Genomic DNA, 26,385 nt, shown 5'->3' with positions numbered 1-26,385 from the left:
TGTCAGCCTCCTTGTACGACCAGTCGTTTTTGGGCGAACGTCCACAGCAACTGCCCCGCTCCGAACAGCACGGCCACCCATACGCTTTGGCGCAGCATACTCATGAGGATCTGATCCTCCGGCACCATGCCCAGATAGATGCGGATCGGGATATAGAAGATCGAATCGAAAGGCGTCATCTCGATAAACCGTACGAGCTGCTGGGGCATGAGCCAGATCGGCACCAAAGCGCCCGAGAAGATCATGACCGCCGCATCCTTGATCGTGACAAGACTGAAGGTCCAGTAAAACCAGAATGAACTGACCCAGACGATAAAGTTCAAATTGTACAGCACGAGAAAGCCAAGCGCCGCACTAAGCAGAAAATAAGCCAGCATCATCCCGGAGAACGGAGGCAGCAGCTTGAATACGACAATCGAGACCGCCAGCACAGGCGCAAACTGCATGACGACCCGGAACGCTGCCGAGCCCAGATTGTAGAAAAACACATAGAGCCTGAAGTTGATCGGCTTAAGCAAGTCGGACGATATGAGCCCGCTGCGGATCTTCGCCTCGATGAAATATTCATCCATCACATAGACGAGCTGAAGGAGAAACGACAGCACTACGTACGTGACGAGAATTTTGAACTGAACGCCCTCCAGCATATCCCCTTCCTCATAGATCGCCCGCCAGATTGCAATATTGACGAAGATCATCACGATCGCATTCAGCACGCCCGCCAGAAAATCAACCCGGTACACGATGCTGTTCTGAAACGACTTCTTAGCAAACTCCAGGTAAACTCTCATCGAGGCTGATCCCCCCTTGGTAAATCTCCCGGATGATGCCGTCGATATCGGGCTCCTGCACCGTGAAATCAAGTATCGGGTACTTCTGCATCAGAATTTGCAGGATAGCGGACGCCTGGATGTCTTCCCGGGAAAACCGGAACCGCTTCTTCGTCCCCTTGTCCTCGATCAGCTCGACGCCGGGGATGAACACCTGACCGACAGGTTCGGCAAATTCAACGGAAAGCGTGCGCTCCTTGCCATAGTGGTCCTTAATCTCCTCCACCGTACCGTCATAAATCTTAAGCCCCTTGTCGATAATGATCATCCGCTCGCAAGTCTTCTCGATGTCGACCATATCATGCGTGGTGAACAGCATCGTCGTTCCCTTCTCCTTGTTCATCTGCCGGATGAAGGTACGGATATTCTCCTTGGCGACTACATCCAGACCGATCGTCGGCTCGTCGAAGAAAATGATCTCGGGGTCGTGCAGCATAGCGGCTGCAATGTCCGCACGCATTTTTTGCCCGAGGCTGAGCTGTCTGACCGGCTGCCGGATGAACTCCTGCAGGCCGAGCAGCTCGCCGAACAGCTCCATATTGCGCTTGTAGCGCTGCTCCGGTATCCGGTACACGTACCGCAGCAGGTCGAAGGTGTCGGCCACCGGCAAATCCCACCATAGCTGCGTCCGCTGACCGAAGACGACGCCGATCCGCCGGGCATTCAGCTTGCGGTCCCTATGCGGGGAAAGCCCGCCGATCGAGATCGTGCCCGACGTGGGCACCAGAATGCCCGTCAGCATCTTGACCGTCGTGGACTTGCCTGCTCCGTTCGGTCCGATAAACCCGACCGTCTCGCCCTTGGCAATCGAGAAGCCGATCGAATCGACGGCCCGCTTCTTGACATACTCCGGCATAAGCAGACTGCTGATGGAGCCGAGCAAGCCCTTCTTCCTAACGCTGATCTCATATTCCTTGACCAGTTCCTTGACCTCGATAAATGCCATTTCCAGCCCCTCCTAGACCGGCTGCTGCAGGCCGAGCTTCTGTTCGATGATCGAGCTTAATTTGCCAATCGTGTTCAAGTTGTCCAGCAGCAGCTCCTCATCGCCGAATACGACGTCAAACTGTTCTTCTAGCCTGAGCACCATATCGACGCAGTTAATCGAATCCATCCCCTCGGCAGTCAGCGGGTGATCGTCCGACAAGCTTTCCTGGCGCTCATCCCCCAGCTTCAAAGTATCCGCTACGATTTCCTTTACTTGCAGGCGAATCTCCATCCTCGTCATCTCTCCTCATAAGCTTCAGCACCATCTGTTTTTGACCGATACGACGCCGAGCGTTTTTTTGGCCAGCAGCTCCTTCAGCAGGTCATCCCCCGGCTGATGATAGGTCGCCGCTCTCACATCCCGGTAGAGCCGCTCCAGCAGCTCGCCTTCATTTAAGGCGCTCATTCCTTCGAGCTGCATCGCCTGCCAGACGATCTCATTGGCCATATGGGTCACGTAATATTTCGTTATGAGCGACTGCTGAAACAAGTCATCCGTGAATCTGCCCTGCTCTCGCTCCCTGTCTGCTCTTCTAGCGAACACCCTGAGCTGATTCGCAGCCGTTTCCAGCTTGATGCGCATGTCCGCAAGCGTGAACTGGGAGCCCGGCATGAAGGCGAGCGGGGTCTGTGAGTACATATCCCGTTTCTTGCCCAGGACAGACACGATATGATCGAAGGCCGCTTGCGCGATGCCCTGGTAGACCGAGGAGATTGCCAGCCTCGACCAGTGGGAAAGCTCGTTCGTATCCTCGATGGCATGCCCTTCCCGGCCGATCAGCCTGTCTGCCGGGACGAACACTTCATCCAGGGTGACGTGATGACTCTTCGTCCCCTTCATCGCCGCAGAACGCCATGCCTCATCGATCCTAACGCCCGGATCTTCCCGCGTGACCATCAATGCCGTCATGCCGAGTCTCGTACCCGTATCCTCCTGGTAGCCGTATATGGGCAGATATTTGAACCGTTCGCAGCCGGAGACGAACGCTTTCCGGCCGTTGACGATATAACCGCCTTCCGTCCGCCGGATCTCGATCTTGACCATGTCCTTCGGCGCTACCCGGGCCGTCAGAAGCATAGCATTCGGCTGATTGAACGACGACATGTATTCGCCGTTGCGCTGAATATCCCGGAATACATCCTCCAGCATGGCATTATCCGTCATGGCCCCGAGTCCCGCCAGCGTATAATAGTGCATCGCCAGACATAGCGCCGTGGAGCCGCAGCCCGCTGCCAGCTCCGCGATCAGCTCGAACGTCTGCTCGAAGCCGATGTTTTGGCCTCCGTACCCTTCCCGCAGCGTAAGTGTATGAAGCCCCTTCCGAGCCAGATCTGTAAAATTTTCGTGGGGAAATCGGGCTGCCGCGTCGGCATGCGCCGCACGTTCCGCCAGGATCAGCTTCATCTCGCCTGCGATTTCCCGCCAATCTTGAACTGCCGCCGATATGCTCATCCGGCCACTCCTCTCTGCTCCGCCGCTTCGCCGGACAGGTCCGGCCGCAGCCGGATCGCCGCCAGCAGCTCGTCATACAGCTGCCGCTCCTCCGCCCGCATCCGCTCCAGCGTTCCAATAATCGAAGTCAAGTGTGCGGGCTTGCGCGAGCGCGAGAACTTGATGAAGCTGTTGCGGGCCGCCTCCGCCGTCTTCTCGAGCTGTGCGAATCTGCCCGGGAGCCCGCCAGCTTCAGCGAGAAATCCCCTCTTCGTCATGTAAGCGATCCTCGAGACCATCAGATGCTTATGCTCCCAAAGCATATGCAGATAGCGCATATCCACCCACGGATTCGTATTGGAACTCTGCGCTTCCACAAACTGCTGCAGGATCGGATACGAATCGAGCCCGAAGATCAGATCGTCCTCCGGCTCGGCGAGCAGCCGGTATTTCAGCGCCGTATTGCGCGAATACAGATAGTCCTCCAGACTTTCCACAACAAGGTCGATGTTGAAGGAATAGCTGGCCCGTTCATTGAGCCGGTACAGGAAAATCTGCCGGCACGTATTGGGAAACGTATCCAGACTGGCATAGGCCTGCTCGAACTCGGTGAAGCTGATCGCCGAGCTTCCGAACATCAGCCTTTCATTGTACCCGAGCAGATCGAATATGCTCTGCTCCTCGTCGTAGCCGTACACAAGCACGTCATGCGAATAATTGCGCACGCCGTAATGCATGCGGCTGGGGACATGGTACTCGTTCAGATTAAGATAGACCGAGTAGCCTTGGCCGATGCAATCCTTCACGAAATCTACGATTCCTCTGTGGAAGAGAGGGAACAGGTCCCTGTCCATGCGCTGCACCGAAAGCAGCGGGTTGCAGGCATAATCATACTCGTAGAAGCCGAAGGGTACCGGCGCCGTTGCGAAGCGCTCATGAATGCTGACCTGGATGTAATTGCTGTAGATCCAGCCCCAGCTCCGCTCATCCGGCCCGATCACGGCAAGCGGAAAGGCCGAGAACTGCCAGCACTTCACTGGCGGTATGCTGATGGACAATTGTACTTTCGTCACGCAGAGCCCCCCTTGGTAAAATTACTTATCTAGTCGCTATTTCCACTTGCTACCACAAGTATGCCTTACCCTGATCGCTCCGTGCCAGATGCCCTGCGTCATGAAACAGTCAGCTAGGCAGCTATGAAAAAAGGAAGCGCGGATATACGGAATTGGCCGCGCTTCCTTTTTTCAGTACCGTCCGCCGAAAATTAAGAAAAGCTCCTGATCGGAGCCTCTTCGAGGAAGATACATTCTTGTTTTAGCGGTAGAAAAACCCATGATCACCAGGGCCTGCCTGTCGTTCATGGGTGATGAGTCCCGTATTTATGCCAACCCGTTGCGAATGGCAAACACCACCAGCTGGATGCGGTCGCGCAGGTCGAGCTTTCTAAGAATGCCGGATACCGTATTTTTAATCGTCCCCTCCGACATGAAAAGACTGCGCGCAATCTCGCGATTTTCCATCCCCTCCACGATATGCCGGATGATGCTGACCTCCCGGTCGGTTAGCCCCGGGTCAGGCGAGATCTGACGCTCATAGACGGCAGCAAGGCTAATGCCTGCCTGCTCCGTGAAGCTGCGCATGGCCTGCTTATCCATAATGCTTAGCCCCGCCGCCACGCTTTTGATCGTCAGCACCAATTCCCGGGGATGGATGTCCTTCAGGATATATCCGCTTGCCCCGCTTTGGATCGCCTGCAGCATGCAGCCCGCGTCCGTGCAGCTGGTGAAGATGATGATTTTCGTGGCCGGATGCTTGGTGCGCAACTGTCTGACAACTTCTACGCCGCCTCCTTCCTTCAGGACGAACGCGTCTACCAGCGCAATGCAGGGCTGCAGCCGGCCGCACAGCTCGATCAGCTCTTGCGCGGCGGCCGCATCCCCAATTACCTCAATCTCCGCCTCCCGCTCCAGGATAAGCTTGACTCCCTCATTGACGATCCGGTGAGCATCTGCTACAACGACTTTGATCATAGCTCCTCCTTTGTTCGCAACCGAGTATATACGATTCAGGTACGAAATGTAACGAGTGAAAGCTTTAATTGCCCGGATAAGTCCTCCAATCTTGCTGACAACCCCACAATTCTTTCACTAATGGCCAGCTGACTTGCCGAAAGGGAGGCCACCTCCTCCGTCGAAGCCGTCGTCTCCTCGACGACCGAGCTCACGCAGCCCATCGCAGCGGACAGCTCGTGCTGGGACTCTACCAATTGCTCGACGGAAGCGGAGGAGGCCCCGAGCTGCTCCATGTACCGGGTCGTTTCTTCCATTACCTGACCGAAGATGGCCGCCGCTTCCTTCACCGCGTTCCGCTGATCCTCGAACATCGGATTGGCCGTCAGCAGAAACCGGACGGTTTCCTCCATCTCTTGCCGGATGGTCTCCGTGATGCCGGACACAACCTGTATGGAGTTCCTCGACTGATCCGCCAGCTTGCGGATTTCTTCCGCGACGACCATGAAGCCCTTGCCGGCGCTCCCTGCGCGGGCAGCTTCGATGGCCGCGTTCAACGATAAAATATTGGTTTGCTTCGTCAGGTTATTCAAGACGTCGAGAATTTGCCGCATGGAGGATGCGCTCGCCTTAAGCCGGTCGACCTTGTCGACGATCGTATGGGTCAGCCTGGCGTTCTCATCCGTTTTCTCGACCAATACGTTCATGCAGGCGGTCCCCTGAACGCTGACCTGCTGCACACGGCCGGAAGCCTCTCCCATCCGGCCATTGGAGAGGGCTACTTCAGCCGTCGTCAGGCCGATCCGTTCGGTCAGCAGGCTGCCCTTCTCAGCTGCGGCCGCCGTGCTGCCGGCTCCATGGGCGATCTCTCCTGTCGCCGCTGCGATCTCACGTGCAGACAATGCCGTGTTCTGGGAAACCTCCGAGAGCTCGGCTGCCGTACGCAGCACCTCTTGAGCGGAACGATTCGTCTGCTCGACAAGCGTCCGGATCTGCTGCATCATGCGGTTGAAGCTTTGGCCAAGCCTTCCGATCTCGTCTTGCGAACGAAAGTCGGTGCGTACCGTCAGATTGCCCCGCTCCCCCTCTTCCATCAGCCTGCACAGCAGCGTGAGCGGCTTGCCTACAAGCCTTACGACGATATAGCCGACAGCGGCGGCCAGTACGATCGCAAGCAGCGTCATGGCCACCGTAATCGTCAGCAGCTTGTCCGTATCCTGAACGAAATCGCTTACGGGGGTACGGCCGGCCAGCTGCCACTTGGCCGTCTGCAGCCGCTTGTGGACAACAAGGCGCTCCACGCCGTCCTCCTCCCGGGAATTGAAAGCCCCCTCCTCCTGGTCGCCTCGCCGGCCCAAAATGTCGGATACCTGCTCCAGCGCCGCCGTCTCCGCCGCGTAGACTACTTTTCCATCGCCAGTCACCAGCGATATTTCCCCCGTTTGCCCCAGTCTGACATTCGATAAAATGTCGGTAAGCGCCTGGCTCTTGATCTCCAGAGTGAGGATGTATTCGGCCTCCGGACGTTGAGCATTTTTGAGCAGCCTCCCCATCGTCAAAGTAGGCTCGGCATTCAGCGTGTACAACCCCTTCTTCTGAACAGGCAGCCAGCGAATATCCCCATCGGCCTCGATGATGGCTTTCAGCGTTCCCGCATTGGCTTCGTTGATCAGAATCGAGCTGCTTCCGGACGTCCGGTACGTCTGCGCGATGTCCAGCGTCCTTGGAATGAGCATGACGCGCAGCAGCCTCCTGTCCGAGCTGACGATCGCATCCAACTTCCGGCGGATCCGATTCTCCGCTTGGCTCTTTAGACCATAATCCGCATCCGGCCTGCTCACCAGTTGCAGGTCCTCCTTCAGCTCCTGATCGACAAGCAGCTGTCTGGACAAGGATTCATATTGGGCAAATAAAAAATCGAGCTTGTCTGCCGCCTGCACAATCGTTTGCGAGGAAGCACCGGCCACCTGGTCGATGATCAGTCCTTTGGCCACGGTATAGGAGACCCAGCCAAGCGCGGCCGTGAGGCCGGCCGTTGTGACGAACAGCAGAAGAAACAGCTTTCCTCCTACGGATTGAAGCGGGCTTTGAAGCCGGGCTTTGAAGTTTGCGTTCAACGGGATGGCCTCCTGATTGGTAGTTTCTGTGTTGAACAAAAAGCACAATCTCGGCCGATGACGTGAGATTGCACCTAGGCGGTTCCATGTTATGAGAGCGTGATTCGCACTCCGACCGGAGGCGGTACGCTTATTGCAGAACGGCCGAGCTGCAGGCCGGAAACGACAGTATTCCCGCTTCGATCCGGGCGGAATCCTCCGTAGACAGTAAAATCCGCCCGTTCCGTTCGGGCCGCTGTGCATAAACCGGGAGCTTTTCTTTCATCTCAAGCAGAGATGCGGAGGGCGGGTAGGTTTCTGCGGCAGCCGAGGACGTGCCCCTGCCCCAGAGGGCGGAGAATCGCCGCCCCCGAGAATGAGAAGAAAACAAGCGCTGCGGCGGGATGCACTCATCCCTTGCTGGCTCCCGCTGTCAGACCCTCAACGAGGAAGCGCTGCAGGAAAATAAACAAAATCGTGATCGGCAGGGCGATCAGCACGGAGGCTGCGGCGAATAAGGTGAAATTCGTCGACTGGTTGGAGCGGGCAACCTGATCGAAGAGCCCGACTGCGAGCGTCCATTTATCCCGGGAGCGAAGCACGAGCGCGGCAAAAATGTAGTCAACCCAGGGACCGACGAACGTCGTGAGGGCCACGTAAGTGATCAGCGGCTTGGACAGCGGCAGCATAATCCGAGCGAATATCGTCAGATTGCTTGCCCCGTCGATCCGGGCGGCCTCATCCAGGCTTCGCGGCACGGCATCGAAGAAGCCCTTGACCAGCAGGGTCGACAACAGCGGGGCCCCGGCGGCATAGACCAGAATAACGGCCATATGCGTATTCAGCAGGTTCATTTCCTTCAGGAGAATGAAGATCGCGATCAGGCTCAGGAAGCCGGGAAACATATTGAGCACGAGAATGGTTGACAAGGCGGTTTTGCGCATCTTGAAGCGGTACCGGGACACCGCATATCCGCACAGCAGCGCCAGCAGCGTACCCAGGATCATCGAGATCACCGCAATTTTCAGCGTGTTCATGTACCATGGCCCGAACAGAAAGCTTTTGGAGGTGAACAATGCTTTGTAGTTGTCGAGCGTATAGCTCTCCGGGAACAGCGTTTTGCTGTAAAGGGATTTCCCGGGACGGAAGGAGCCCAGAATAATCCACAGCGCCGGGTACAGGCTGCATACGGATAACAGGATCAGCGTGACGTAGCTCAAGGTTAGTCGTATTCTATTGCGCAAGCTTCGGCCTATCATTGGATCATGTCCTCCTCTCGGAACGAACGGGAACGGCTGAAATTCCAGATCGAGAACGATGCGACGATAAAAAATACGATAATGCCGATGGCGGAAGCGATATTATATTTCAATTGGCTAAGCGTAAGATTGAACAGCCAGGTTACCAGCAGATCCGTCGCACCCGCAAATTGATAGCCGCCGACTGTCGGCCCGCCTCCCGTAAGGAGGAAGATCGCGTTAAAGTTATTAAAGTTGCCCGCAAACTGGCCGATCAGCACCGGAGCGGTAGTAAACAGGACAAGCGGCAGCGTCACGATCCGGAATTTTTGGAAGGCCGATGCGCCGTCCACCTCCGCAGCTTCGTACAAATCCTTCGATATGGTCGTGAGTACGCCCATGATGAGGATCATCGACACCGGGATGCCGATCCACATGTTGACGAGAACTACCGTAATTTTCGCCCACGTCGGATCTGTCAGCCATTGGGGCTGGTAGATTCCCAGGCTGCCCAGATACTGATTGATCGGTCCGAACTGCGCATTGAACATATTCCTCATCATAAGCAGGGAAATCAATGCGGGGATCGCGTAAGGAATAATCAGTATCGTCCTCCAGAACCCTTTGAAGCGGATGTCCTTCTGCTGAACGAGCAGCGCCACCAGGAAGCCTCCGAAATACGTCGTAACCGTTGCCGATACTGCCCAGATAATCGTCCATTTCAGAACGCCGAAGAAGGTCCCGCTCCATGTCTTAAGCAGCAGCAGATCCTTGAAGGTCTGGAATCCGACCCAGTTGACCAGCTTGGCCGGGGGCACATGGTCGGGAGACGAAAAATTCGTGAACGCCAGCAGCACCATGAACACAATCGGCAGCACCGTGAAGAACAAGATGCCTATAGCCGGAAGCAGCAGAAACAATTGTGCGAATTTTTTGTCCGATAAATATTTTAACGTCAAGACGAATCTGTTGGGCACAATCCCTTCCTCACGCTGTTTGCCGATCAGATAAGCATCCTTGACGTTCACGATATAGGCTGCTATAAAGAGCAGGAAAGCAAACACGGTTATCAGACCGTTAATCATCAGAAAAATCGAATGGTCCCCCGGTACGTTCTGGAAAACCTCCCCCACCTTGATCTGCTTGGTCGGCGTTTCTCCCAGGGTAATCAGCCCCCAGACAGCTCTGCCCAGGTTGTCGATCAAGTAGATCAGACCGGCAGCCTCCAGCGCGAGCAGGAGCACTCCCTTTATGTATTGGCGATTGTACAATTGCCCAAGGCCGCAGGCCATAGCTGAAAGGACTGCTGCGATGAGCCCATGCTTGGGCGGTTGTTTGCCGCCTGCAATGTCAACGGTTGTGCGAAGCTGCCCCATTTCCCGTCCTCTCCCCCTCTCCTGCCAATGATCGTCTCACCCTCCGGCTATGCGGAGGGTGAGACGCATTCGCTTTTTTCGTTATTGCTTTCCGTTATTCGCATCCTTGATCTGCTTCACGGCATTGTCGAGCGAAGTTTTGGGATCCTTGCCCGAGTTCCAGATGTCGCTAAGCGCTGCGCCTACCGGATTCCACACGTTTTCCATCTCCGGAATCGAAGGCATCGGAACCGAGTGTACCGATTGCTCTACGAAAGCGGCGATGAGCGGGTCGTTTTTGATCTGCTGATCTTTCTGGGCTTCGTTGTTCGTCGGTACGGAGCCGATCATTTTGTGCAGGAGCAGCTGGGATTCCTTGCTGGTGGCAAAGCGCGCGAACAGCTTTGCCGCGTTCGGGTACTTCGTATAAGCGTTGACCGCCAGCTCCTGAACTCCGGAGAAGGTAACGGCCGGCTTGCCGTTAATGGCCGGGATCGGCGCGATGCCCAGCTTGTCGCCCAGCGCCTCCTTGTAGACGCCCAGCTCCCAAGGCCCGGTGATGCTCATCGCCGCATCGCCGCTTGTAAAGAGCGAGCGCTGAATATCCGCGTTCACGTCGCCCGTATTGATCGGCAGCACCGCATTCTTCAGCTCGGCAAAAACCTTCATGCCCGCAGCAGCGTCATCGGTGTTCAAGCCGACATCGTTTTTGTCGGTGCCGTTTTTGCCGTAGACATAACCTCCTGCAAAGAAGGGATAGGCGACATAGAAGTTACCGCTCTCAAAGATGAGCCCGTATTTATTTTTACTTTTGTCCGTTAGCGGCTTCCCGGCCTTGATAACATCCTCGAATGTTTTGGGGGCCTCCTTGACCAGGCTTTTGTTGTAATAGAGCGCGATCGTCTCCGAGGACCTCGGATAGGCGTACAGCCTGTCTCCGCTAGTCGCGGCAATAATCGAGCTCTCCGTGTTTTCTTTCTTGACCGTCTCTCCGAAAATATCGTTGGGGAGCAGCAGACCGGCAGCCACCGCTCTGCCCAAGTGATTGTGCGGCATGACGACAACGTCCGCCCCGATGCCGGCCGGTCCGTCATTGGTCAGTCTGCCGACCTGATCAGGAGGCCCTACCTCGTCGATCGTCACTTCCACGTTATAGACTTCCTTGAAGCGCTTCACAATCTCCTCCGTATAGGGACGCTCCTTGGCTCCTTCCCAAATCATCAGCTTGGCGCCAGGCTCAGGCTTGATCCCCTTGTCATCGGCTCCGGATGGCTGCGTTTCCCCAGGCTTCGTCGCGGAAGGCGTCTCTACCGGCTGCGGATCGGAGCCTCCTCCTGTCTGGGTTCCCTGCGAGCAAGCGGCGATAGAGAATGCCATCGATAAAGCGGCAACCAACGATAATGCTTTGTTTTTTTTCATTTTTGAACCATACCCCTTTCAATGCTTGGTTTATCCAGCTATCAGCGCTCGGAACGGGAGAATGCGCAAACGTTTGCTCAACTTCTGAAAAAAAAGGGCCGCCCCATTGATCTCATCCGTCGTTTATCGCATAAGATTTAACATTCCACCCACTGGAAACGCTTCATTCCCAAATCATCATACATGATGACCTATATTTTGTAAAAACGTTTGCGCACATCTTTTTTGCATAATTTCCAATTATTTCTGCCCATTATCTCTATTTATCTCCATATTTCTAATTATTTCGCTATTTTTACAAACCAGGTTTCCAGTCTGTTCCATTCTTATTTCCCTTGCAACTGTTTACATTTGAGAGCAGGGTACGCTAATATAGATTACGATAAACCTTTTACTGGATTGCTCTCCTATTTAAGAAAAGCGTTTGCACAAATCGCTACCTGACTATAAATGCCGGAGGAATATCGCATGAACGTAACCATCATTGATGTTGCCAAAAAGGCCGGCGTTTCCCCTTCTACTGTCTCCCGCGTGCTGTCCGGTCATTCCCGCATCAGCCCGGCTACCGTTCAGAAGGTGAAGGAAATCATGGAGGAGCTCGGCTACCATCCGAACGCTATGGCCAAAAGCCTGGTGTCCAAGACGACGCAAACACTCGGTCTGCTGCTTCCCCGCTCGGCGGAGGAGCTGTTTCTGAACCAGTTTTTTTCCGAGGTCGTCCGCGGGGTCATCTCTCAGGCTACTCGCTCCGGGTACGATCTGATGATGACGACCGGCATTAGCGAGCGCGAAGAGATCGAGGCCGTTACGAAGCTGGTCAGGGGCCGGCGGGTCGATGGCGTCATCCTGCTTTATTCGCGAAATTCCGATCCTGTCATTGATTTTCTTAAAGAACAGAACTTTCCTTTCGTCTTGATCGGACGAAGCGAAGATCATCCCGATATCCTGTCGGTCGATAATGATAATGTGCAGGCTTCCTATGATGTCGCCAAGCATCTGATCGCCCAAGGGCATAGGCGGATTGGCTTCGTAAGCGGTCCTCCTAACCTGATCGTATCGCGGGACCGGCTCGCGGGCTACAAGAAGGCCATTGACGATGCCGGACTTGAATTTCATAACGAGTGGATTGTGGAAGGGGACTTTCTGCAAGAAAGCGGCTACCGGGCGATGTCGTTTTTCATGGCTCTGCCCGACAGGCCTACGGCTCTCGTTGTCATGGACGATCTGGTCGCTTTCGGCGTGCTTCACGGACTAACGGAGCTTGGCTATAAAGTGCCGAGGGATCTTGCTGTCATCGGCTTTAACAATATTCCGATGTCCGAGCTCTCCTCCCCGCCGATCAGCTCGGTCGATATCGGAATTTACCAGCTTGGCTATACCGCGTCCCAGACGCTGATTCGTTTTGTCAAGGGCGAGTCCATTCATCACAACCGAATCGTTATTCCTCATCGCTTGGTATTGCGGGAGTCGTCCTTGTATACGGCTCCTTCGTAAAGATGTCTTGTCCCGCAACGAAAGACTGATACGGGCTGCCGCTGTGCCTTCGGCAAGCCCGCTCCCCTCCCATTCCTTCGATTTCCTGTCTAGAATTAAGATTTCGTGCTGCATCCCTTCGAAACCTATTATAATAAACGTATAAATGACGGTGTTCCGGAAGGAGGAGCTTCATGAAGCTGCTGCTTGTAGAGGACGAGCAATTGATTCGCCAAGGAATCCTGATGAAGACCAGCTGGCAGCAATTCGGTATCGATGAAGTCATGCACGCGGAGGACGGCAGCGATGCCGTTCAGATCGCCGAGCAGTTCCGCCCGGACATCCTGCTTACTGATATTCGTATGCCTCGCATGGACGGAATTGAAGCGGCGCGCAACATCCGAACATTTTGTCCGAAGGTTCGCATCATCTTTATGAGCGGCTTTTCCGACAAAGCCTATTTGAAAGCCGCTATTTCCTTGCAAGCGGTTCACTATGTAGAAAAACCGATCCAGCTGAATGAACTGCACGAAGCGATCCGCAGCGCTTCCAGCATGATCGCGAAAGAAAGGCAGACCGACATGGGCGAGGAAGAGAGCCTCCCTCTCATCAGGAGAGAGATAGCGGCGCTTCTTTGTTCACCCGAATATCATGCGGAAAGACTCTCGCGGTTGCTCCCCTTGATCGGATCGCAGCCGGGGAACTCCCCTTCCTGTGCATCCTGCATGCTCAAATGGCATCACCCCATCGAGCTGCCTGAAAACCTGCTGCAGAAGCTTGAAGCGGCTGCGCAGACGGCGGGTTTACATAGCTTCAGCATGGTGAGAGACGACTTTCACGCGGTCATTCATCTGATCTCCGGCCCGGAGCAGGACGCCCTTTTCCCGGACATTCTTGAACGGTGGATCCATGATATAGGGCATAGCTTGCCCAAGGCCCCCGGCTTCCATCTGGCAGTCGGCCGGCAGGTCCAGGGCATGGATCGGATGTACGATTCCTATTTATCCGCTGTAATCCAGCTCCAACGAAGCTTCTACGAGCCGCCGAACACGGTTATCCGGGAGTCAGCCGCTCCTTCGAGCACCGATTCTTTTCTATTGCCTGACGAGCGGCTGGCAGCGTTTGCCCACTCGCTTCACCAAGAAGGCCCGCAGCAGGCTAAGCTTTGGCTGACGGAGCTGACGCGCGACATTCGGCGCTATCCGGACACTCAGGTTGCTTATACCAAAGGCATTTATTTGCAGCTGTACCAGACGATTCAACAAGCCGGTAAAGAGAGTGGCAATCCCGCTTTCAAGCAGGAGGCGGCGGTAGGAGCATTTGCGGCGCGTTTGTATGCTTGCCAGACATTAGACGGCCTGCATAAGCTGTTGAGCGATGAGCTCGGCGTTTTATTTGATTACTTGGAGACGCGCAAGGGCAATTCGATCATCCGGCATGTCATGCAGTACATCGAGCGTCATTACGGGAACCGCCAGTTGTCCCTGACCGAAATCAGCGAGTCTGTTGGCGTGACCGTCCCCCATATGTGCTTTGTCTTCAAGGAAGGTACGGGGATGACGATCAAGCATCATCTTTCGGAATACCGAATTGACCGTGCGAAAGAGCTTTTGGCCAACAAGGACCTCAAGCTGTTTGACATCGCCTTGCAGGTAGGCTACGGGGACGGGGAGTATTTCAGCAAAATATTCAAAAAAATAACCGGGTTGCAGCCGTCGGAATACAGGAAGCGGGTTGCCGATGTTTAATGCCGTCAACCGCCTCCTGCTTAAATTAAGAGTAAAGCAAAAGCTGCTGCTGTCTTATCTGCTGCTTATCCTCTTCCCTATTCTTTATCTTCAGTTTTACGCATCGGGCAAAGTAGCCGGCATCATCCAGGAAATGGTAAGTTTTTCGCTGAATCAAAGCTTTAACCAGACGCATTCCTTTCTTGCGTATAAGCTGAAGCGCGTGACCGACATATCGGATCTCATCGCTCAGGATGAGGTTCAGTTGACCCGCATCCTGACGCGAAACGTTGCGAGCTATACGCTCTATGAACAATTAGAGGACGGAAACAGGTTGACTCAGTTCCTTGGCTCTCACCAGGACGGCATGGATATAAGCGCCGTTCGGCTTTATATGCCTCAAGGCTTCCTGTTCGCCAGCGAAGGAAACAACACGTTTCGATTGGAGGATATCACACACACGGCATGGTACCGGGAGCTGGACGCTTCGAGGGTCAAGCTGATGTGGTTCTCCTCCGGCAATTATCAAACCGAAGCCGACGCCGCTCCGGTCATATCGCTTGTCCGGCTCCTCCGTCATCCCGACCGCTATAATGATACGATCGGTCTTCTTCGTATCGATATGGATGAACGGAATCTCAAAGCTATTGTTTCGCGCGCGAATACGGTGAAAAATAGTCTAACGTATTTGCAGAGCGGCGACGGCTTGATATTGATTGCTTCGGACGACAAGCTCATGGAACAGTATCTTCCGGCTGAAGGCGCTGCGCCGGCCATATTTCAGCAAGAGAGTGACAATCATACGCAGATCGTAAACGGCAGAAGGCTTGAATTCCTTCAACTGCCCATTCCGCAAACCAACCTGACCATGGTTACCGTCATTCCCCATCAAGAGATCGTGTCCAGAAGCGTACGCCTGCAGAACGAGCTCCTTGTCGGCTTGCTTGCCGTCGGGCTGCTGGCCATCGGGCTTGCCCATGTGATCTCTCTTCATATGACAAGGCGGATTACGTATTTGAGCCGCAAGATGAAAGCCGTGGAGGCCGGCTCGCTTGAGCCGATCGCGAAGCCGTCGGGGGACGATGAGATCGGCGAGCTCATCCAAAGCTATAATTATATGTCCAGGCAATTAGCCATGTTAAAGGATTTCGAAATGAGAGCGATCAAATCGGAATTAAAAGCCCTTCAATCCCAGATCAATCCCCACTTTCTGTACAATACGCTGGATCAGATCAATTGGATGGCGCAAATCGGGATGAGCGACCAAATCCCCTCCCTTGTTCATTCCTTAGCCGGCTATTACAAGCTTACACTCAGCAACGGGCAGGATATTATCACAGTGGAACAAGAGCTGAAGCTTGTCGACTATTATGTTCAGATCCAAAATATTCGCTTCCAGCAGCGAATCGGCTTTCACGTACAGATCGATGAGGATATTATGCAGGGTCTCATTCCGAAGCTTACCCTCCAGCCCATCATCGAAAATGCCATCCTGCACGGCATATTGAAGAGCGAGAATCGGGAAGGAGTCATTACGATAACCTGCGATCGCCAGGGGGAGCAGCTCATCCTGACGGTCGCTGACGACGGGGCCGGCATGGACGAGGCGCAGCTGGAGGCGCTGCGATCCGGGGGCAGGATCAACAACCCGAACGGCAGCGGCTACGGACTGCGTAACGTTCAGGAGCGAATTAAGCTGTACTATGGAGATGCATTAGGACTTCAGTTCTACAGCTCGCCCGGCGATGGGATGATCGTGGAAGTGCATATGAGGTATAGAGAGGATTCGGATCATGGAGCGTAAACGGTTGGATGCTGAAAGCAGCGAAGCGGGCCAAACGGCCCGCTTAGGTGCGAACGGCATTTATCCGGACGACCGATAAAGCCAGGATCGCCGCTCCGAGCTCTAAGGCATCCAAATTAAATTGCATCTGCGGATGATGCAGTCCGGGGAGCAGGCCGCAACCGAGTCCGATCATGGTGGCGTGCAGCTTCGGCTTGTGGAGCGGATAGAAATGAAAGTCTTCTCCGCCTGGCGTCACGGGCGGCTGAGCCCTTCCGGCATCGCCGAGCAGCTCCAAGATGACGTCTCCGACTAAAGCTTCCAGTTCGGGATCGGGACGCGCGGCCACCGTACGGGATGTCAGCTGCAGCTCCGCCGTTCCTCCATTTGCATGGGCAGCGGAGTGGACGGCAGCCATTAACGCCGGGATCAAGGCATCCATCGTTTCATTCGTCTGCGCGCGCACGTCTATTGCAAATGAAGCGTAATCCGGTATGATATTGCTGCTTTCGTTCGGAACATGCAGCTTCGTCACTTTGCAGGAAGCACGGGCGTCTGCGAAGTCTATAGAGATAGCCCGGACTGCCTGTATGAGGCCAGCCATCGCTTCAATCGCATTGACTCCGTCATCGGGCCGGGCGGCATGAGCCTGACGGCCGGCGACGCTCCCCTTAAGTACCGCGCACGCCCCATGATAAATGGCGCTGGAGACTTGCCCGTATGCAAGCTCCTTGACCGGCCGCAGGTGGATGCCTAACAAATAGTCCACCTGCTCCAGGCAGCCTGCCTCGATCAGCTTGAGCGCGCCACTCCCCACTTCCTCTGCGGGCTGGAACAGCACCCGGAGCTCTCCGGCAGGCTGGAATCCGATGGCCCGCAATGCTTTAAGCGCATACAGCACCATCGTCATATGCGCATCATGTCCGCAGGAATGATTCGCTTTGGTCACTCCGTCCACTTGCTGCCATAACGCATCGATATCCGCTCGAAGCGCGATAACGGAGCCATTTCCCTGCCCCTCCCCTGCGGATTCTCTGCTTCCTCTCCAATGTGCGATAAGCCCGGTATGAGTGGGAAAACCCTCATATTCGATCCCGATCTCCTCTACAGCCCGCTGAAGGAATTGCGTCGTCTTGTACTCCTGCCAGCTTGGTTCCGCTAACGCGTGCAGCTCCGAGTAGGTCGTCTTCAGCTCCTCCCGGTGTGCGTGGAGCCATGCCATGATCAGTTCCTTCATGCTTGCCGTTCAAGCACATAGTCTTGAACCTCCGGGGCCTGCTGATGGCAGGACACCACCTGATAACCGCTGGCGAAAGAAGCAATGGCCAGCTCGCGGAAATGCCGCTGCCACACCTTATATACATCAGGCTGCAGCCGCTTCAGCTTGGACGCAGCTCGCGGAACCGGCAATCGGAGCCCATTCGACTTGCCGAGCAGCGAATGCAAGGCTGTTTCCCCCATACCGGTCACCTGCTCATCCCTATATTCGATGGCCAATAGCTGCGGATAGACGGACGCGTCGTTCGGCGGCTCCGCCTGCCCGCTGATTGCGCGTATTACGCGATCCGAGGATAACGCCCACTCCACGACGAACCGATCTGTGGGATAGCCGCCGGCATCAAGTCCGTAAAATTCGGGAATATAGGCAGACACCGTGCCGCCGAGCTTGCACAGGTTCAAATACCCGTTCCGCGATTCGAAAGGATCGAAGGTCCACACGATTTTGCCGTACCCGGCCTGCATCGCCCATAATCGCTGCTCCAGCTTTAACCGCATCCCGATCCCCCGGTCGCGATACTCGGGATGAATGCCCATCATATGAGAACCTACGTAAGGCTCCTTGCCGTCATAACCGATGAATCCGTAACAGAATCCGACGAGCGACCCTTCGCAAAAGGCCCCAATGACCGATCCTCCGTGAAGGATTGCCGCGCGCATCTGCTGCATGGAGGTAACCGGCTCGGGTCCCCACACTTTGTGCTGCAAACCGACAACGTCGCGAAGCTCGCCGACGTCGGTCACTAGACGATACTGAACAGGTTTTTCCTCATATACGGAAGCCATGTCCTTCTTCCTACTCCCCTCTTCTCCGCCCGGCATATTACGGCTCGAGATGACCGGGCTTGCCTCGATCGGCCCGGCATCTTATCCAATAATCGTCCAACAGTTCCAAGTCAAATTCTTCTACGATATCCTGGATCGTGAACTCATCGGTTTCGCTTGAGATCAAAAACGCGTTCAGGCGCGTCGGATCGCTGATCATAACCTTGGAGCCGTATTTCCGCTTCACCTTCTCAAGCTTCTCCCAATTGTAATCATAATGAACGACCACGCTGTCCAAATTGATCGTTCTTGTCACGAAAGGATAGAAGAGGGTGCTCTCTCCCGCCACTTCGCCGACGGGGGTGATAATGGAGGAATAGTCGGGACGCCATATCGCGCTTGCAAAATGGGCCCTGCAGGTGTACGCCCAATGGGCTTGCAGCAAGCCCCCATGGTAAGCGGACGAAAATACGATCAAATCCGGCTTTTGCTGCACATATTGCTCCAGCAACTCGTTGAAATTGATATCAAAGCAAATGATACAAGCCACCCGGCCGAAATCCGTCTGTATGACCTGAGCTTCGTTCCCGTATAACGTGCCGGATGTGGACTTCTGCCGAATCGTAATAAAATTTTTGTTATACACGCCGCAGACGTTACCGGAGCGATCCAGAAACTGAGTCGCGTTACGGAAGCTGCCGTCCGGCAGCTCGACGTTGGCGGAATAAGCGATATAACACCGATGGGCTCGCGCAACCCCGGCGAAGAAATCGCGGATCCGGTCCCCCCGGTGCCGATAGAACTCATACAGCCACTCTGTGCTCATGCCCTTGAAGGCAGGATCGTCGCAGCATTCGGGCAGCACGATGAGATCGGGCTGCTCCGGCAGTACATGCAGCAGATGCTCCTCCCATTTTTCTATCATTTGATTGACGACTGCTTCGTACTCCTGCCCGGGATCCACCTCTTTCAGCGGCGGAGCCAGGCAGCTAATCTTCACATAGTTGGACATCTGATCACACCTCCCGTGTTCCCGCGCTCAGGCGGTCGCTTTGCAGCTTCCTGGTCGTGAATCGCTCCAGCGTTTCCTCACATACTTCATGGCCGATACCCGCGTTTGCCGGAACCGCCAATACGCCTGGACGAACCAGCTCAATGCCCGGCACCACGATATCCTGCTCCCAGAAACGGTCGGAGGCGGATACATCGCCGGGTATCGAGAAATTGGACAAGGAGGAGATGGCGACGTTATGGAGGCGGCCGATGCCGAGCTCCAGCATCCCTCCGCACCATACCGGTATGCCCCGCTGTGAGCAAAGATCGTGAATCCGCTTCGCATTCGTGAATCCGCCTACCCTGCCGATCTTAATATTCATGATCCGGCAGCTCCCAAGATCGATGGCATGACTTGCGTCAGCCAGCGTGTGAATGCTCTCGTCCAGGCAAATAGGCGTACGCAGCTCCTTCTGCAGAGCCGCGTGCTCGATAATATCGTCATGCGCCAGCGGCTGCTCGATCATCATCAGATTATAGCGGTCCAGCTCCTTCAGGATGGGCATATCCTTAAGGGTGTAAGCGGAATTCGCATCGACCATGAGCGGCAGCTCGTCGCCGAATCGCTTGCGTATCGCCTGAACCAGTTCAATATCGAAACCGGGCTTGATCTTCACCTTCATCCGCCTATAGCCCTGTTCCACGAATCGTTCCACGTTCCGAACGACATGAGCGGTCGTCGGCTCGATCCCGATGCTTACGCCAACCTCGATTTCTTGCCTGCCGCCCCCTAGCGCTTGCGCCAACGATATCCCATTCCGTTTCGCATATAGATCCCACACGGCCGTTTCGATCGAGGCGATGGCCATATGGTTGCGGCGGATGGAAGCGAAGAGCTCCGAGACTTCCTCGGGTCTTGTCACCTCCTTGCCGACCAACGAGGGGACCAGATAATGCTCCAGCATATACCAGATCGTCTCCGTCGTTTCTTCGTTGTAGTAAGGATGCGAGAAAGCGACGCTTTCCCCGTACCCGACACATCCGTCGCTATGTACAGCCACGATCACGCACTCTTTCTTCGACATCCGTCCGAAGCTTGTCTCGAAGGGAGCTTTCAAGGGCACTTGCACCTGTCTTAATGTAATGCGATCAATTTTCATAAAAGTAAGACTCCTTTCAACCTGTAACTTCCTATGCTTACAATTCTAACGGAACCGCTCTTGAATTGGACCCCGGCAAACTTTCGATTACATGTTCGGAATTAAGGTGCGAGGAAAGGGGGATTGCGGTAAAAAAGCAGGGCTGCCGTTTCATAGAACCAATCTTGAGCAGCCCCGCCATGGTCCTTATTTCTTGCTTGCGATATATGCGTCCAATTGAGCCTGGAACTCTGCCTGAACTTTGTCAAGGCCCGCCTGCTTCATCTTTTCGAGCACCTGCGGAAGACCTTCTTCCGGTTTGACCAAGCCGTGATAGATGGGCAGCAAATACGTTTGTGTAACATTATTAAGCGCAGCAAGCTCGTTTTTGATCTTGGAATCATCGAGAGCGAATGTTTCAAGCGGGCTGTGGATGATATTCCCGGATTTCCATCTGCTGTAAACCGACTCTACCAGATCGCCCGTTAATCCTTCTACCTGCCGGGAAAGCGGGGTTCTCCAGCCCCAAGGACTAGAGCCTTCAGGCGGATAATTGGCGGATGCGGGCAAACTTCTGAACTTCTTATCTCCAACAGGCTCCCAGTGCTTTCCTTTGATCCCGTAAAAGGTTAAATCATATAAATCTTTGTCATACCTGAGAAGATCGAGTGCCATTAATGCCCGCTCTGCATGTTTGGAAGTTGCGTGAATGCCGATTCCACCATTAATCAGCGGAACCTGGAATTGCTTCGCCGTTGGATTGACGTCAATTAACTCGGGCTTCCATTCCGGATGCGTTCTCAGTACACCGTCCATTAACACAGCTACGGTCGCTATGTTATGAAAATAAGCAGCCGTTTTGCCTTCTTCAAACGCCTTCTTCCAATCCGTCTTGGATACGATGGCATCCTTCGTCCAGACGCCTTGCTGAGCCATCTCATAAAACAAGTTCATCTTTTCCAGCGTCTTGGGGTTTTCCAAATAATTCGTAAGCTTCGGTTTCGTATTATTGATGTCATAAGCAAGCGGAACCGCTCCGTGGAGGAAACGCAGTTCCATATCAAGAAAGAAAATAGGAACTGGAACAGCGCTTAATGTAGCGGGAGGGCCGCCGAATGCAGTCAAGCTCTTCTCGTTTTTGGCAATCGTAGTCAAATAGTTGACCAAGTCAGTCTGTGTCTTCACTTCCGGCAGGTTGTATTTTTCTCGCAAGTCGCCTCGAATTAAACCTACCTGAAATCCGCTGGAAAAAGTATCTTGCGGCACCATATAGATTTTGCCGTTAATCTTGGCTTGTTCCCAACCTATCGGATTTTGATTTTTCCACGTATTGGGCGCATAGGTTTTAAGTAAATCCTCGGTTAATTCAAGGAATCCGTCTTTCCTCGACGTTTCATTGTAAAATGTCCAGCTGCTGGCAAAAATCATGTCAAAATCCTCGTTAGCGGCAAACAATAACGGATATTTTTTATTGTACTCATTGAGGTCCAGGTATCGGATCTCTAACTCGGTATTGATTTTTTGCTTCAGAATTTTGTTAACTTCCGCATACACTTCATCGGTATCCGGCGGCTTCGTACCGACCAGAACTAACTTCAGCTTGACCGGCTTCGTTGTATCTATTTTCGTTGCACTTTCAGACGGCTTCGCCGATGTAGACACGCCTGGTGATGACGTTGACTGAGTTTCCGTATTGCCGCTGCACGCACTTGCCAGCATGCTCAGCGCCAGAATCGGCATAATGCCAACTTGCATTTTTTTTCGCATACCATTCATAGACTTCATCCCTTTCATACACTTCCCCCCATATCGAATTCAAATGCACTTCATGTCTCTACTTCTTCACAAAGAATTTCATCTCAGAAAAGGAAACCCATTCCGGATTCTCTACTTGAGTTTCTAATGAGCCAAATACAGCCACTCTAAAGTACTTGGTGTTTACCGATGGGAAATTGAAAGAAAGAACATCGCCGTTGTTTCCAGCCGCGGTAGTTCCTCCGTACACATTCGTCCAAGTTTCGCCGTCTTCCGAAACGGACAACATGAGCTTGTTGGATCTCGTGTCCCCCCAGTTAAATACGGTTGCGTCGAACCTCTCGAGTTGAATGGTTTCTCCAAAATTAAATAGGAGGTAAGTCGTTTTATCTCCTGACCAGCGTGATTCATTGAATGCATCATTGTCAAACATTTTCCAGACATTTTGTGGAGAATAGGTTGCTCTAAAACTCCTGAACTTGATTTCCTTCAAGTCTTCCAGCGGAATCGGGGTGACGGGAGCAAGCGCTTGTGTCTGTAGTTGCAACGGTACTAGCGGTTTTTGGCTGGTAAACTCCACGACCTGGTTCTCAGCATTCCAGGCCACCGTATATCGCAGACCGCTTTGCTGTATAAATGTATCTGGAATAAGCATTTGGTTATTAGCTCCGGTTGCCTGAGCATCCATGGTCATATTTATACCGTTGACCTTTGCCACATTGCTGCCCGACACAAACTGAATCGTCAAGTTACCTTTGGTAGCTGTTGCCGTATTCGTGGCAGCATTCCAATTCACCGTCATGCCCATCTCTTCAAGAACGCCTCTCATCGGAACCATCACGAGGGTATTATTTAGCATAGGGGCAACATCCAAATCCAGCCCCTGCGTGTCAATTCGTACGCGAATCTTTCTCTCCACCGGTTCGGATGGTACCTGGGCGGCGAGCGGAAGCGTACTGGAATCCGCTTTTTGCAACGTATAGGTGCCTGGCGTACCCTCGAAATAGATCGTGTTTCCCTCTTGAACGGCTTCATACTTCACGGTTGCCGTCCCTCCTTGCTTCACGGCCGTCCAATATCCGTCTTCAAGGTCGGTAACCAGAATCTTGTAATTCTGATTCGTCTGACCCGTGAAGGTGATCGTTGCTTGTTGATCCACCAGATCGAAATCTTTTGCAAAAAAGACGACACGATCGTGAATCCTTGCGCCGGCATAATCATTCGTCTCGGAATAATGCACATCTAACGGCGCGGGACCACCCGCGGCATCCATCACTTGCATCACGTTCAAGAACCGCGTACGGTTAGCGGGAGTCTCGCTGGAAAGCTCAAGTCTCCATTTTCCCGCTTCCAGTCCGGCTATGTCAGATTGTTCTCTGGCGATAATCGGCTTATTTACTCCGTCTACCTCAAATGCGCAGCTTCCATTCAGCTCGTTTACACATCCGGGTCCGCCGATTTTCTCGACGTTCAGATCGCTGCTCTGAGGCAGCAGCGTGTCGGTAACCAGCTTGCCGTTATAATAGCCCCGTTCCGTTACGACGCTTGTAGTTCGGTTTCCTGTTACCACAGGCTCGTTAATGGTATGGAGCAACCATCTTTTCTCGGCGTTTGCATTCGGTGTGTCGATATTGTCGTAAACGACCATCGCCGCCGGATGTTCGTCATCCTTGAAATTCAAGAAAGCCATACTTCTCGTATAATTTTCGGCTCTGGGATTCAAGCCCGTGTTTCCATAAGCCGAACTGAGCTCACCCTTGATATAAGAGTAATCGGGATGCATCTCATCGTCTCCGATGGAGTGAGAGAGGATCTCTCCTCTATGGTAGCCAGAGTCGGTATTCCACTGCTCGACCGTTCTTGGAATTTGGGTGTTATAGAGCTGATTCGACGGCGAGTAGGTTCCCTGCTGGGACGCGGTCGGATCCTCGATCTGTACGACATTATGCGCGATGGACTGCTTGTTATATTGTAAGTCGTGGACGGATCCGTAATTGATCTCGTCTCCGGTCGCCGGATCTTTGCCGGAATAAATACCGGAGTCGATCGCCAGATAGCCTTTGTAATACAGAGAGAAGGCTCCGGCATCAAAATGCTGGTGGTTGGTCTGGAGTCTTTCACCGATATTCATGACAGCGAAGACGGCTTTGGAATCCGTTCCTTCATCCCATCCCGTTCTCGCCACGATGGAGCCATACGGCGCGGGGAAGTACCGGGACAAAGGCGTATCATATTCGGACTGCTTCGGCGCGTTCGGATCGAAGAACAAAAGATAATACAAATCGTCCGCGATGTACTTTTGCTTGATAAACTCGTTCTGCGCTTTCGGATTATTGTAAACACTGCCGGCTATCATATTCGTAATATTTCCGTGGTTGAATCGATGAAATGACCTTATGGCATCCGTGTTAAAGTCATCGCCCTCCGTCATGATATAACCGTCCGGTCTTCGAGTAAACACCTGCCGGTCTAGCGCTAATCCGACTTTCTCCGTAAGCGGCTCAATGCCGATTGCCTTCCAGAGCTGATTGCCCATCATGATATACTTCAGCCGGTTATCCCCGTAAGCAGGACCTTCGAATGGCATTTCGGAGTCGAGCATCACATTAAAACCCGGCATGCTCACATTCAGGATATAATCCGCCAGGTCTTCATAGTACTCGGGATTCGTATCGAAAAGCGCAATCGCCATCGCCAGCTTGAATTGATGATGTACCTCGCCATTGACGTGACCGGCAAGAATATACTTGTCTTCGTCCCTGATCGGATAAGGATACTCAAGAGCTGTCTTCACCCAATCGTCAAGCTTTCCGCGGATGGTCGTTCTCTCCGCAGCACTAAAGCTATCGTAGCACCAGTCATAAACAAGGGATGTGAAGAACATCAGGCTTCCCATTTGCCTGCCTACATTGAATACAATCGTGCCATCCGAACGATTACCATTCCATTGCACCGTAGTCGCCAGATTCACGGCAAGATCAGCCGCTTTGTCACGGGCCGTCACATCCCCGTAAATCAGGTAACGAATCGCATTGGCTTTCATGACTTCCACCGCTTCGTTATTTAAATTGGTGTATACGTCGTTCGGTATGGGGTTGGGTAGGACGGGCAAAATGCCGGTCACGCTTTTTTGCGCATTCGTATTGATACTGTTCCAAACCGTATCAAAAGCCGGATCCGTCACTCTCGCAATAAGAGTAGGAAGCATATCCTTGTTGACTAGAACACGTGGTCGATCGTTTTGCGGAATCGGTATCGGATCATACTGATTGGATAGTTTAGGAGTGATCCGTTTGATCATCACATTGTCGATATGATAGGACCCTGAATTTACTCCTGTAGAGAACACGATTTGATCGATGCTTGTAACTCCTGTCGTTACAAGAGGTTTACCTAACATGGCAACCGTAGTCGGGCCCACTCTTGTAATTCCATCGGATAAAACGTTAGCATGGGAGTCATCTAACATCTCGCTTGTCAGATAGGCGTCGAAGGTTCCTTCATCCAGATCCAGCACCAATTGCATCGTATACCAGAAATTCTCTGAAATGCTGTAAGAGGAATTAGGAATAAACTGGCCTTCAAACGGGTCTGGAGCTTCTTTAATGGTGAAACGGGGCGCCCCGTTGCCTAATACGGCGAACTGTACGGCCGGCTTGACTGTCGTACTTGCCCCCATCTTTCCGTTCAATCTGACACTCAGCAGCGGAATGATATTCGTCGTATCTTTTTTTAGCAGGTACTTGGTTTCGACGAGTGCTTTGCCGCCTACTAGAGGCGTAAACGTCTTCGTCGCTGCAACACCGGCATTGGTGGAGTCTGTATCCTTAAGTTCCAAAGTCTTGTTACCGGCTCCTGCCGATTCGCTGATAAGAGCTGTGCCTCCCGTCCCCGTTACCGTATAGCCTGCAGGCGCGAGACCTGTCTGCCCGGTATCAAATGTTTCAATAGTAGGGACTTCCGACAGCTCTGCCGCTTCAGCCTTTTGTGGTGAGACTCCAAGTAAACCACCTAACATGGCCAAACCTAACATCAAAGAGATCGATCTTCTGTTCAACCCATATAACCAACTGGCCATTATTATCATCCTTTCTGCATGTGTCTTG

At 53.5% G+C, this 26,385-nt stretch carries 19 protein-coding genes; 3 read left to right on the top strand and 16 right to left on the bottom strand.

All coding sequences use genetic code 11. From position 1 onward, the window contains the following. Nucleotides 1-2: 2 nt before the first annotated feature. From BLR08_RS11725 to BLR08_RS11680, 10 genes are all read right to left on the bottom strand, one after another. Nucleotides 3-791: an ABC transporter permease gene (locus tag BLR08_RS11725; RefSeq protein WP_072329328.1), complete on the bottom strand. Its 789-nt coding sequence runs from the start codon at nucleotides 789-791 to the stop codon at nucleotides 3-5. After that, nucleotides 766-1,776: an ABC transporter ATP-binding protein gene (locus BLR08_RS11720; RefSeq protein ID WP_072329329.1), complete on the bottom strand. Its 1,011-nt coding sequence runs from the start codon at nucleotides 1,774-1,776 to the stop codon at nucleotides 766-768. Before BLR08_RS11720 ends, BLR08_RS11725 begins: the two co-directional genes overlap by 26 nt. A 12-nt stretch (nucleotides 1,777-1,788) precedes the next feature. Next, entirely contained in the window at nucleotides 1,789-2,049 is a 261-nt protein-coding gene (locus BLR08_RS11715) for an acyl carrier protein (protein ID WP_072329330.1), read from the bottom strand. Nucleotides 2,050-2,073: 24 nt separating this feature from the next. Continuing rightward, nucleotides 2,074-3,270 carry an acyl-CoA dehydrogenase family protein gene (locus BLR08_RS11710; RefSeq protein WP_072329331.1) on the bottom strand — a complete coding sequence of 399 codons (1,197 nt, stop codon included), beginning with the start codon at nucleotides 3,268-3,270 and terminating at the stop codon, nucleotides 2,074-2,076. Further along, nucleotides 3,267-4,322 carry a cysteine peptidase family C39 domain-containing protein gene (locus tag BLR08_RS11705; RefSeq protein ID WP_072329332.1) on the bottom strand — a complete coding sequence of 352 codons (1,056 nt, stop codon included), beginning with the start codon at nucleotides 4,320-4,322 and terminating at the stop codon, nucleotides 3,267-3,269. Before BLR08_RS11705 ends, BLR08_RS11710 begins: the two co-directional genes overlap by 4 nt. A gap of 306 nt (nucleotides 4,323-4,628) precedes the next feature. Beyond that, complete coding sequence (locus BLR08_RS11700) at nucleotides 4,629-5,279, bottom strand: response regulator (protein ID WP_072329333.1); 651 nt, start codon at nucleotides 5,277-5,279, stop codon at nucleotides 4,629-4,631. Nucleotides 5,280-5,314: 35 nt separating this feature from the next. After that, nucleotides 5,315-7,375: a methyl-accepting chemotaxis protein gene (locus tag BLR08_RS11695; protein WP_072329334.1), complete on the bottom strand. Its 2,061-nt coding sequence runs from the start codon at nucleotides 7,373-7,375 to the stop codon at nucleotides 5,315-5,317. A 389-nt stretch (nucleotides 7,376-7,764) separates the two neighbouring features. Further along, nucleotides 7,765-8,613, bottom strand: coding sequence for a sugar ABC transporter permease (locus BLR08_RS11690; protein ID WP_176835495.1), 849 nt, complete (start codon nucleotides 8,611-8,613; stop codon nucleotides 7,765-7,767). After that, a complete protein-coding gene (locus tag BLR08_RS11685; protein ID WP_072329335.1) occupies nucleotides 8,610-9,968 on the bottom strand; it encodes a carbohydrate ABC transporter permease in 1,359 nt (452 codons plus the stop codon). Before BLR08_RS11685 ends, BLR08_RS11690 begins: the two co-directional genes overlap by 4 nt. Before the next feature lie 81 nt (nucleotides 9,969-10,049). Next, a complete protein-coding gene (locus BLR08_RS11680) occupies nucleotides 10,050-11,366 on the bottom strand; it encodes a sugar ABC transporter substrate-binding protein (protein ID WP_072329336.1) in 1,317 nt (438 codons plus the stop codon). A 468-nt stretch (nucleotides 11,367-11,834) separates the two neighbouring features. On the opposite strand from BLR08_RS11680, the gene BLR08_RS11675 reads away from it, so the two are divergent. The 3 genes from BLR08_RS11675 (at nucleotide 11,835) to BLR08_RS11665 (ending at nucleotide 16,370) form a co-directional block, all read left to right on the top strand. Next, nucleotides 11,835-12,860, top strand: a complete 1,026-nt coding sequence (locus tag BLR08_RS11675; RefSeq protein ID WP_072329337.1) for a LacI family DNA-binding transcriptional regulator — start codon at nucleotides 11,835-11,837, stop codon at nucleotides 12,858-12,860. Between the two features lie 173 nt (nucleotides 12,861-13,033). Continuing rightward, entirely contained in the window at nucleotides 13,034-14,587 is a 1,554-nt protein-coding gene (locus BLR08_RS11670) for a response regulator (protein ID WP_072329338.1), read from the top strand. Further along, nucleotides 14,580-16,370, top strand: a complete 1,791-nt coding sequence (locus tag BLR08_RS11665; protein ID WP_072329339.1) for a sensor histidine kinase — start codon at nucleotides 14,580-14,582, stop codon at nucleotides 16,368-16,370. Before BLR08_RS11670 ends, BLR08_RS11665 begins: the two co-directional genes overlap by 8 nt. Before the next feature lie 43 nt (nucleotides 16,371-16,413). Here BLR08_RS11665 and BLR08_RS11660 read toward each other — a convergent pair whose 3' ends face one another. From BLR08_RS11660 to BLR08_RS11635, 6 genes are all read right to left on the bottom strand, one after another. Further along, entirely contained in the window at nucleotides 16,414-17,571 is a 1,158-nt protein-coding gene (locus BLR08_RS11660; RefSeq protein WP_176835494.1) for an amidohydrolase, read from the bottom strand. 11 nt (nucleotides 17,572-17,582) lie between these two features. After that, complete coding sequence (locus tag BLR08_RS11655; RefSeq protein WP_072329341.1) at nucleotides 17,583-18,413, bottom strand: GNAT family N-acetyltransferase; 831 nt, start codon at nucleotides 18,411-18,413, stop codon at nucleotides 17,583-17,585. Nucleotides 18,414-18,450: 37 nt separating this feature from the next. Then, the gene (locus BLR08_RS11650) at nucleotides 18,451-19,404 is read right to left on the bottom strand and encodes a carbon-nitrogen hydrolase family protein (RefSeq protein WP_072329342.1); all 954 of its coding nucleotides are present in this window, start codon (nucleotides 19,402-19,404) and stop codon (nucleotides 18,451-18,453) included. Nucleotides 19,405-19,408: 4 nt separating this feature from the next. Further along, nucleotides 19,409-20,545, bottom strand: coding sequence for an o-succinylbenzoate synthase (gene menC, locus BLR08_RS11645; protein ID WP_072329343.1), 1,137 nt, complete (start codon nucleotides 20,543-20,545; stop codon nucleotides 19,409-19,411). A 186-nt stretch (nucleotides 20,546-20,731) separates the two neighbouring features. Continuing rightward, a complete protein-coding gene (locus tag BLR08_RS11640) occupies nucleotides 20,732-22,318 on the bottom strand; it encodes an ABC transporter substrate-binding protein (RefSeq protein ID WP_083536920.1) in 1,587 nt (528 codons plus the stop codon). 40 nt (nucleotides 22,319-22,358) lie between these two features. Beyond that, nucleotides 22,359-26,357 carry a stalk domain-containing protein gene (locus BLR08_RS11635; RefSeq protein ID WP_176835493.1) on the bottom strand — a complete coding sequence of 1,333 codons (3,999 nt, stop codon included), beginning with the start codon at nucleotides 26,355-26,357 and terminating at the stop codon, nucleotides 22,359-22,361. Between the last annotated feature and the right edge of the window lie 28 nt (nucleotides 26,358-26,385).

Origin of the sequence: Paenibacillus sp. cl123, assembly GCF_900101595.1 — a bacterium.
GTDB lineage: Bacteria > Bacillota > Bacilli > Paenibacillales > NBRC-103111 > Paenibacillus_G.
This window is presented reverse-complemented; position numbering and strand designations above follow the sequence as displayed.

Excerpts from the sequence above, each read along its gene's own strand:
- BLR08_RS11725 (WP_072329328.1), bottom strand. The coding sequence starts at position 791 with ATGAGAGTTTACCTGGAGTTTGCTAAGAAGTCGTTTCAGAACAGCATC.
- BLR08_RS11720 (WP_072329329.1), bottom strand. The coding sequence starts at position 1,776 with ATGGCATTTATCGAGGTCAAGGAACTGGTCAAGGAATATGAGATCAGC.
- BLR08_RS11715 (WP_072329330.1), bottom strand. The coding sequence starts at position 2,049 with ATGGAGATTCGCCTGCAAGTAAAGGAAATCGTAGCGGATACTTTGAAG.
- BLR08_RS11710 (WP_072329331.1), bottom strand. The coding sequence starts at position 3,270 with ATGAGCATATCGGCGGCAGTTCAAGATTGGCGGGAAATCGCAGGCGAG.
- BLR08_RS11700 (WP_072329333.1), bottom strand. The coding sequence starts at position 5,279 with ATGATCAAAGTCGTTGTAGCAGATGCTCACCGGATCGTCAATGAGGGA.
- BLR08_RS11690 (WP_176835495.1), bottom strand. The coding sequence starts at position 8,613 with ATGATAGGCCGAAGCTTGCGCAATAGAATACGACTAACCTTGAGCTAC.
- BLR08_RS11685 (WP_072329335.1), bottom strand. The coding sequence starts at position 9,968 with ATGGGGCAGCTTCGCACAACCGTTGACATTGCAGGCGGCAAACAACCG.
- BLR08_RS11680 (WP_072329336.1), bottom strand. The coding sequence starts at position 11,366 with ATGAAAAAAAACAAAGCATTATCGTTGGTTGCCGCTTTATCGATGGCA.
- BLR08_RS11675 (WP_072329337.1), top strand. The coding sequence starts at position 11,835 with ATGAACGTAACCATCATTGATGTTGCCAAAAAGGCCGGCGTTTCCCCT.
- BLR08_RS11670 (WP_072329338.1), top strand. The coding sequence starts at position 13,034 with ATGAAGCTGCTGCTTGTAGAGGACGAGCAATTGATTCGCCAAGGAATC.
- BLR08_RS11665 (WP_072329339.1), top strand. The coding sequence starts at position 14,580 with ATGTTTAATGCCGTCAACCGCCTCCTGCTTAAATTAAGAGTAAAGCAA.
- BLR08_RS11660 (WP_176835494.1), bottom strand. The coding sequence starts at position 17,571 with ATGGCATGGCTCCACGCACACCGGGAGGAGCTGAAGACGACCTACTCG.
- BLR08_RS11655 (WP_072329341.1), bottom strand. The coding sequence starts at position 18,413 with ATGGCTTCCGTATATGAGGAAAAACCTGTTCAGTATCGTCTAGTGACC.
- BLR08_RS11650 (WP_072329342.1), bottom strand. The coding sequence starts at position 19,404 with ATGTCCAACTATGTGAAGATTAGCTGCCTGGCTCCGCCGCTGAAAGAG.
- menC (WP_072329343.1), bottom strand. The coding sequence starts at position 20,545 with ATGAAAATTGATCGCATTACATTAAGACAGGTGCAAGTGCCCTTGAAA.
- BLR08_RS11640 (WP_083536920.1), bottom strand. The coding sequence starts at position 22,318 with ATGAAAGGGATGAAGTCTATGAATGGTATGCGAAAAAAAATGCAAGTT.
- BLR08_RS11635 (WP_176835493.1), bottom strand. The coding sequence starts at position 26,357 with ATGGCCAGTTGGTTATATGGGTTGAACAGAAGATCGATCTCTTTGATG.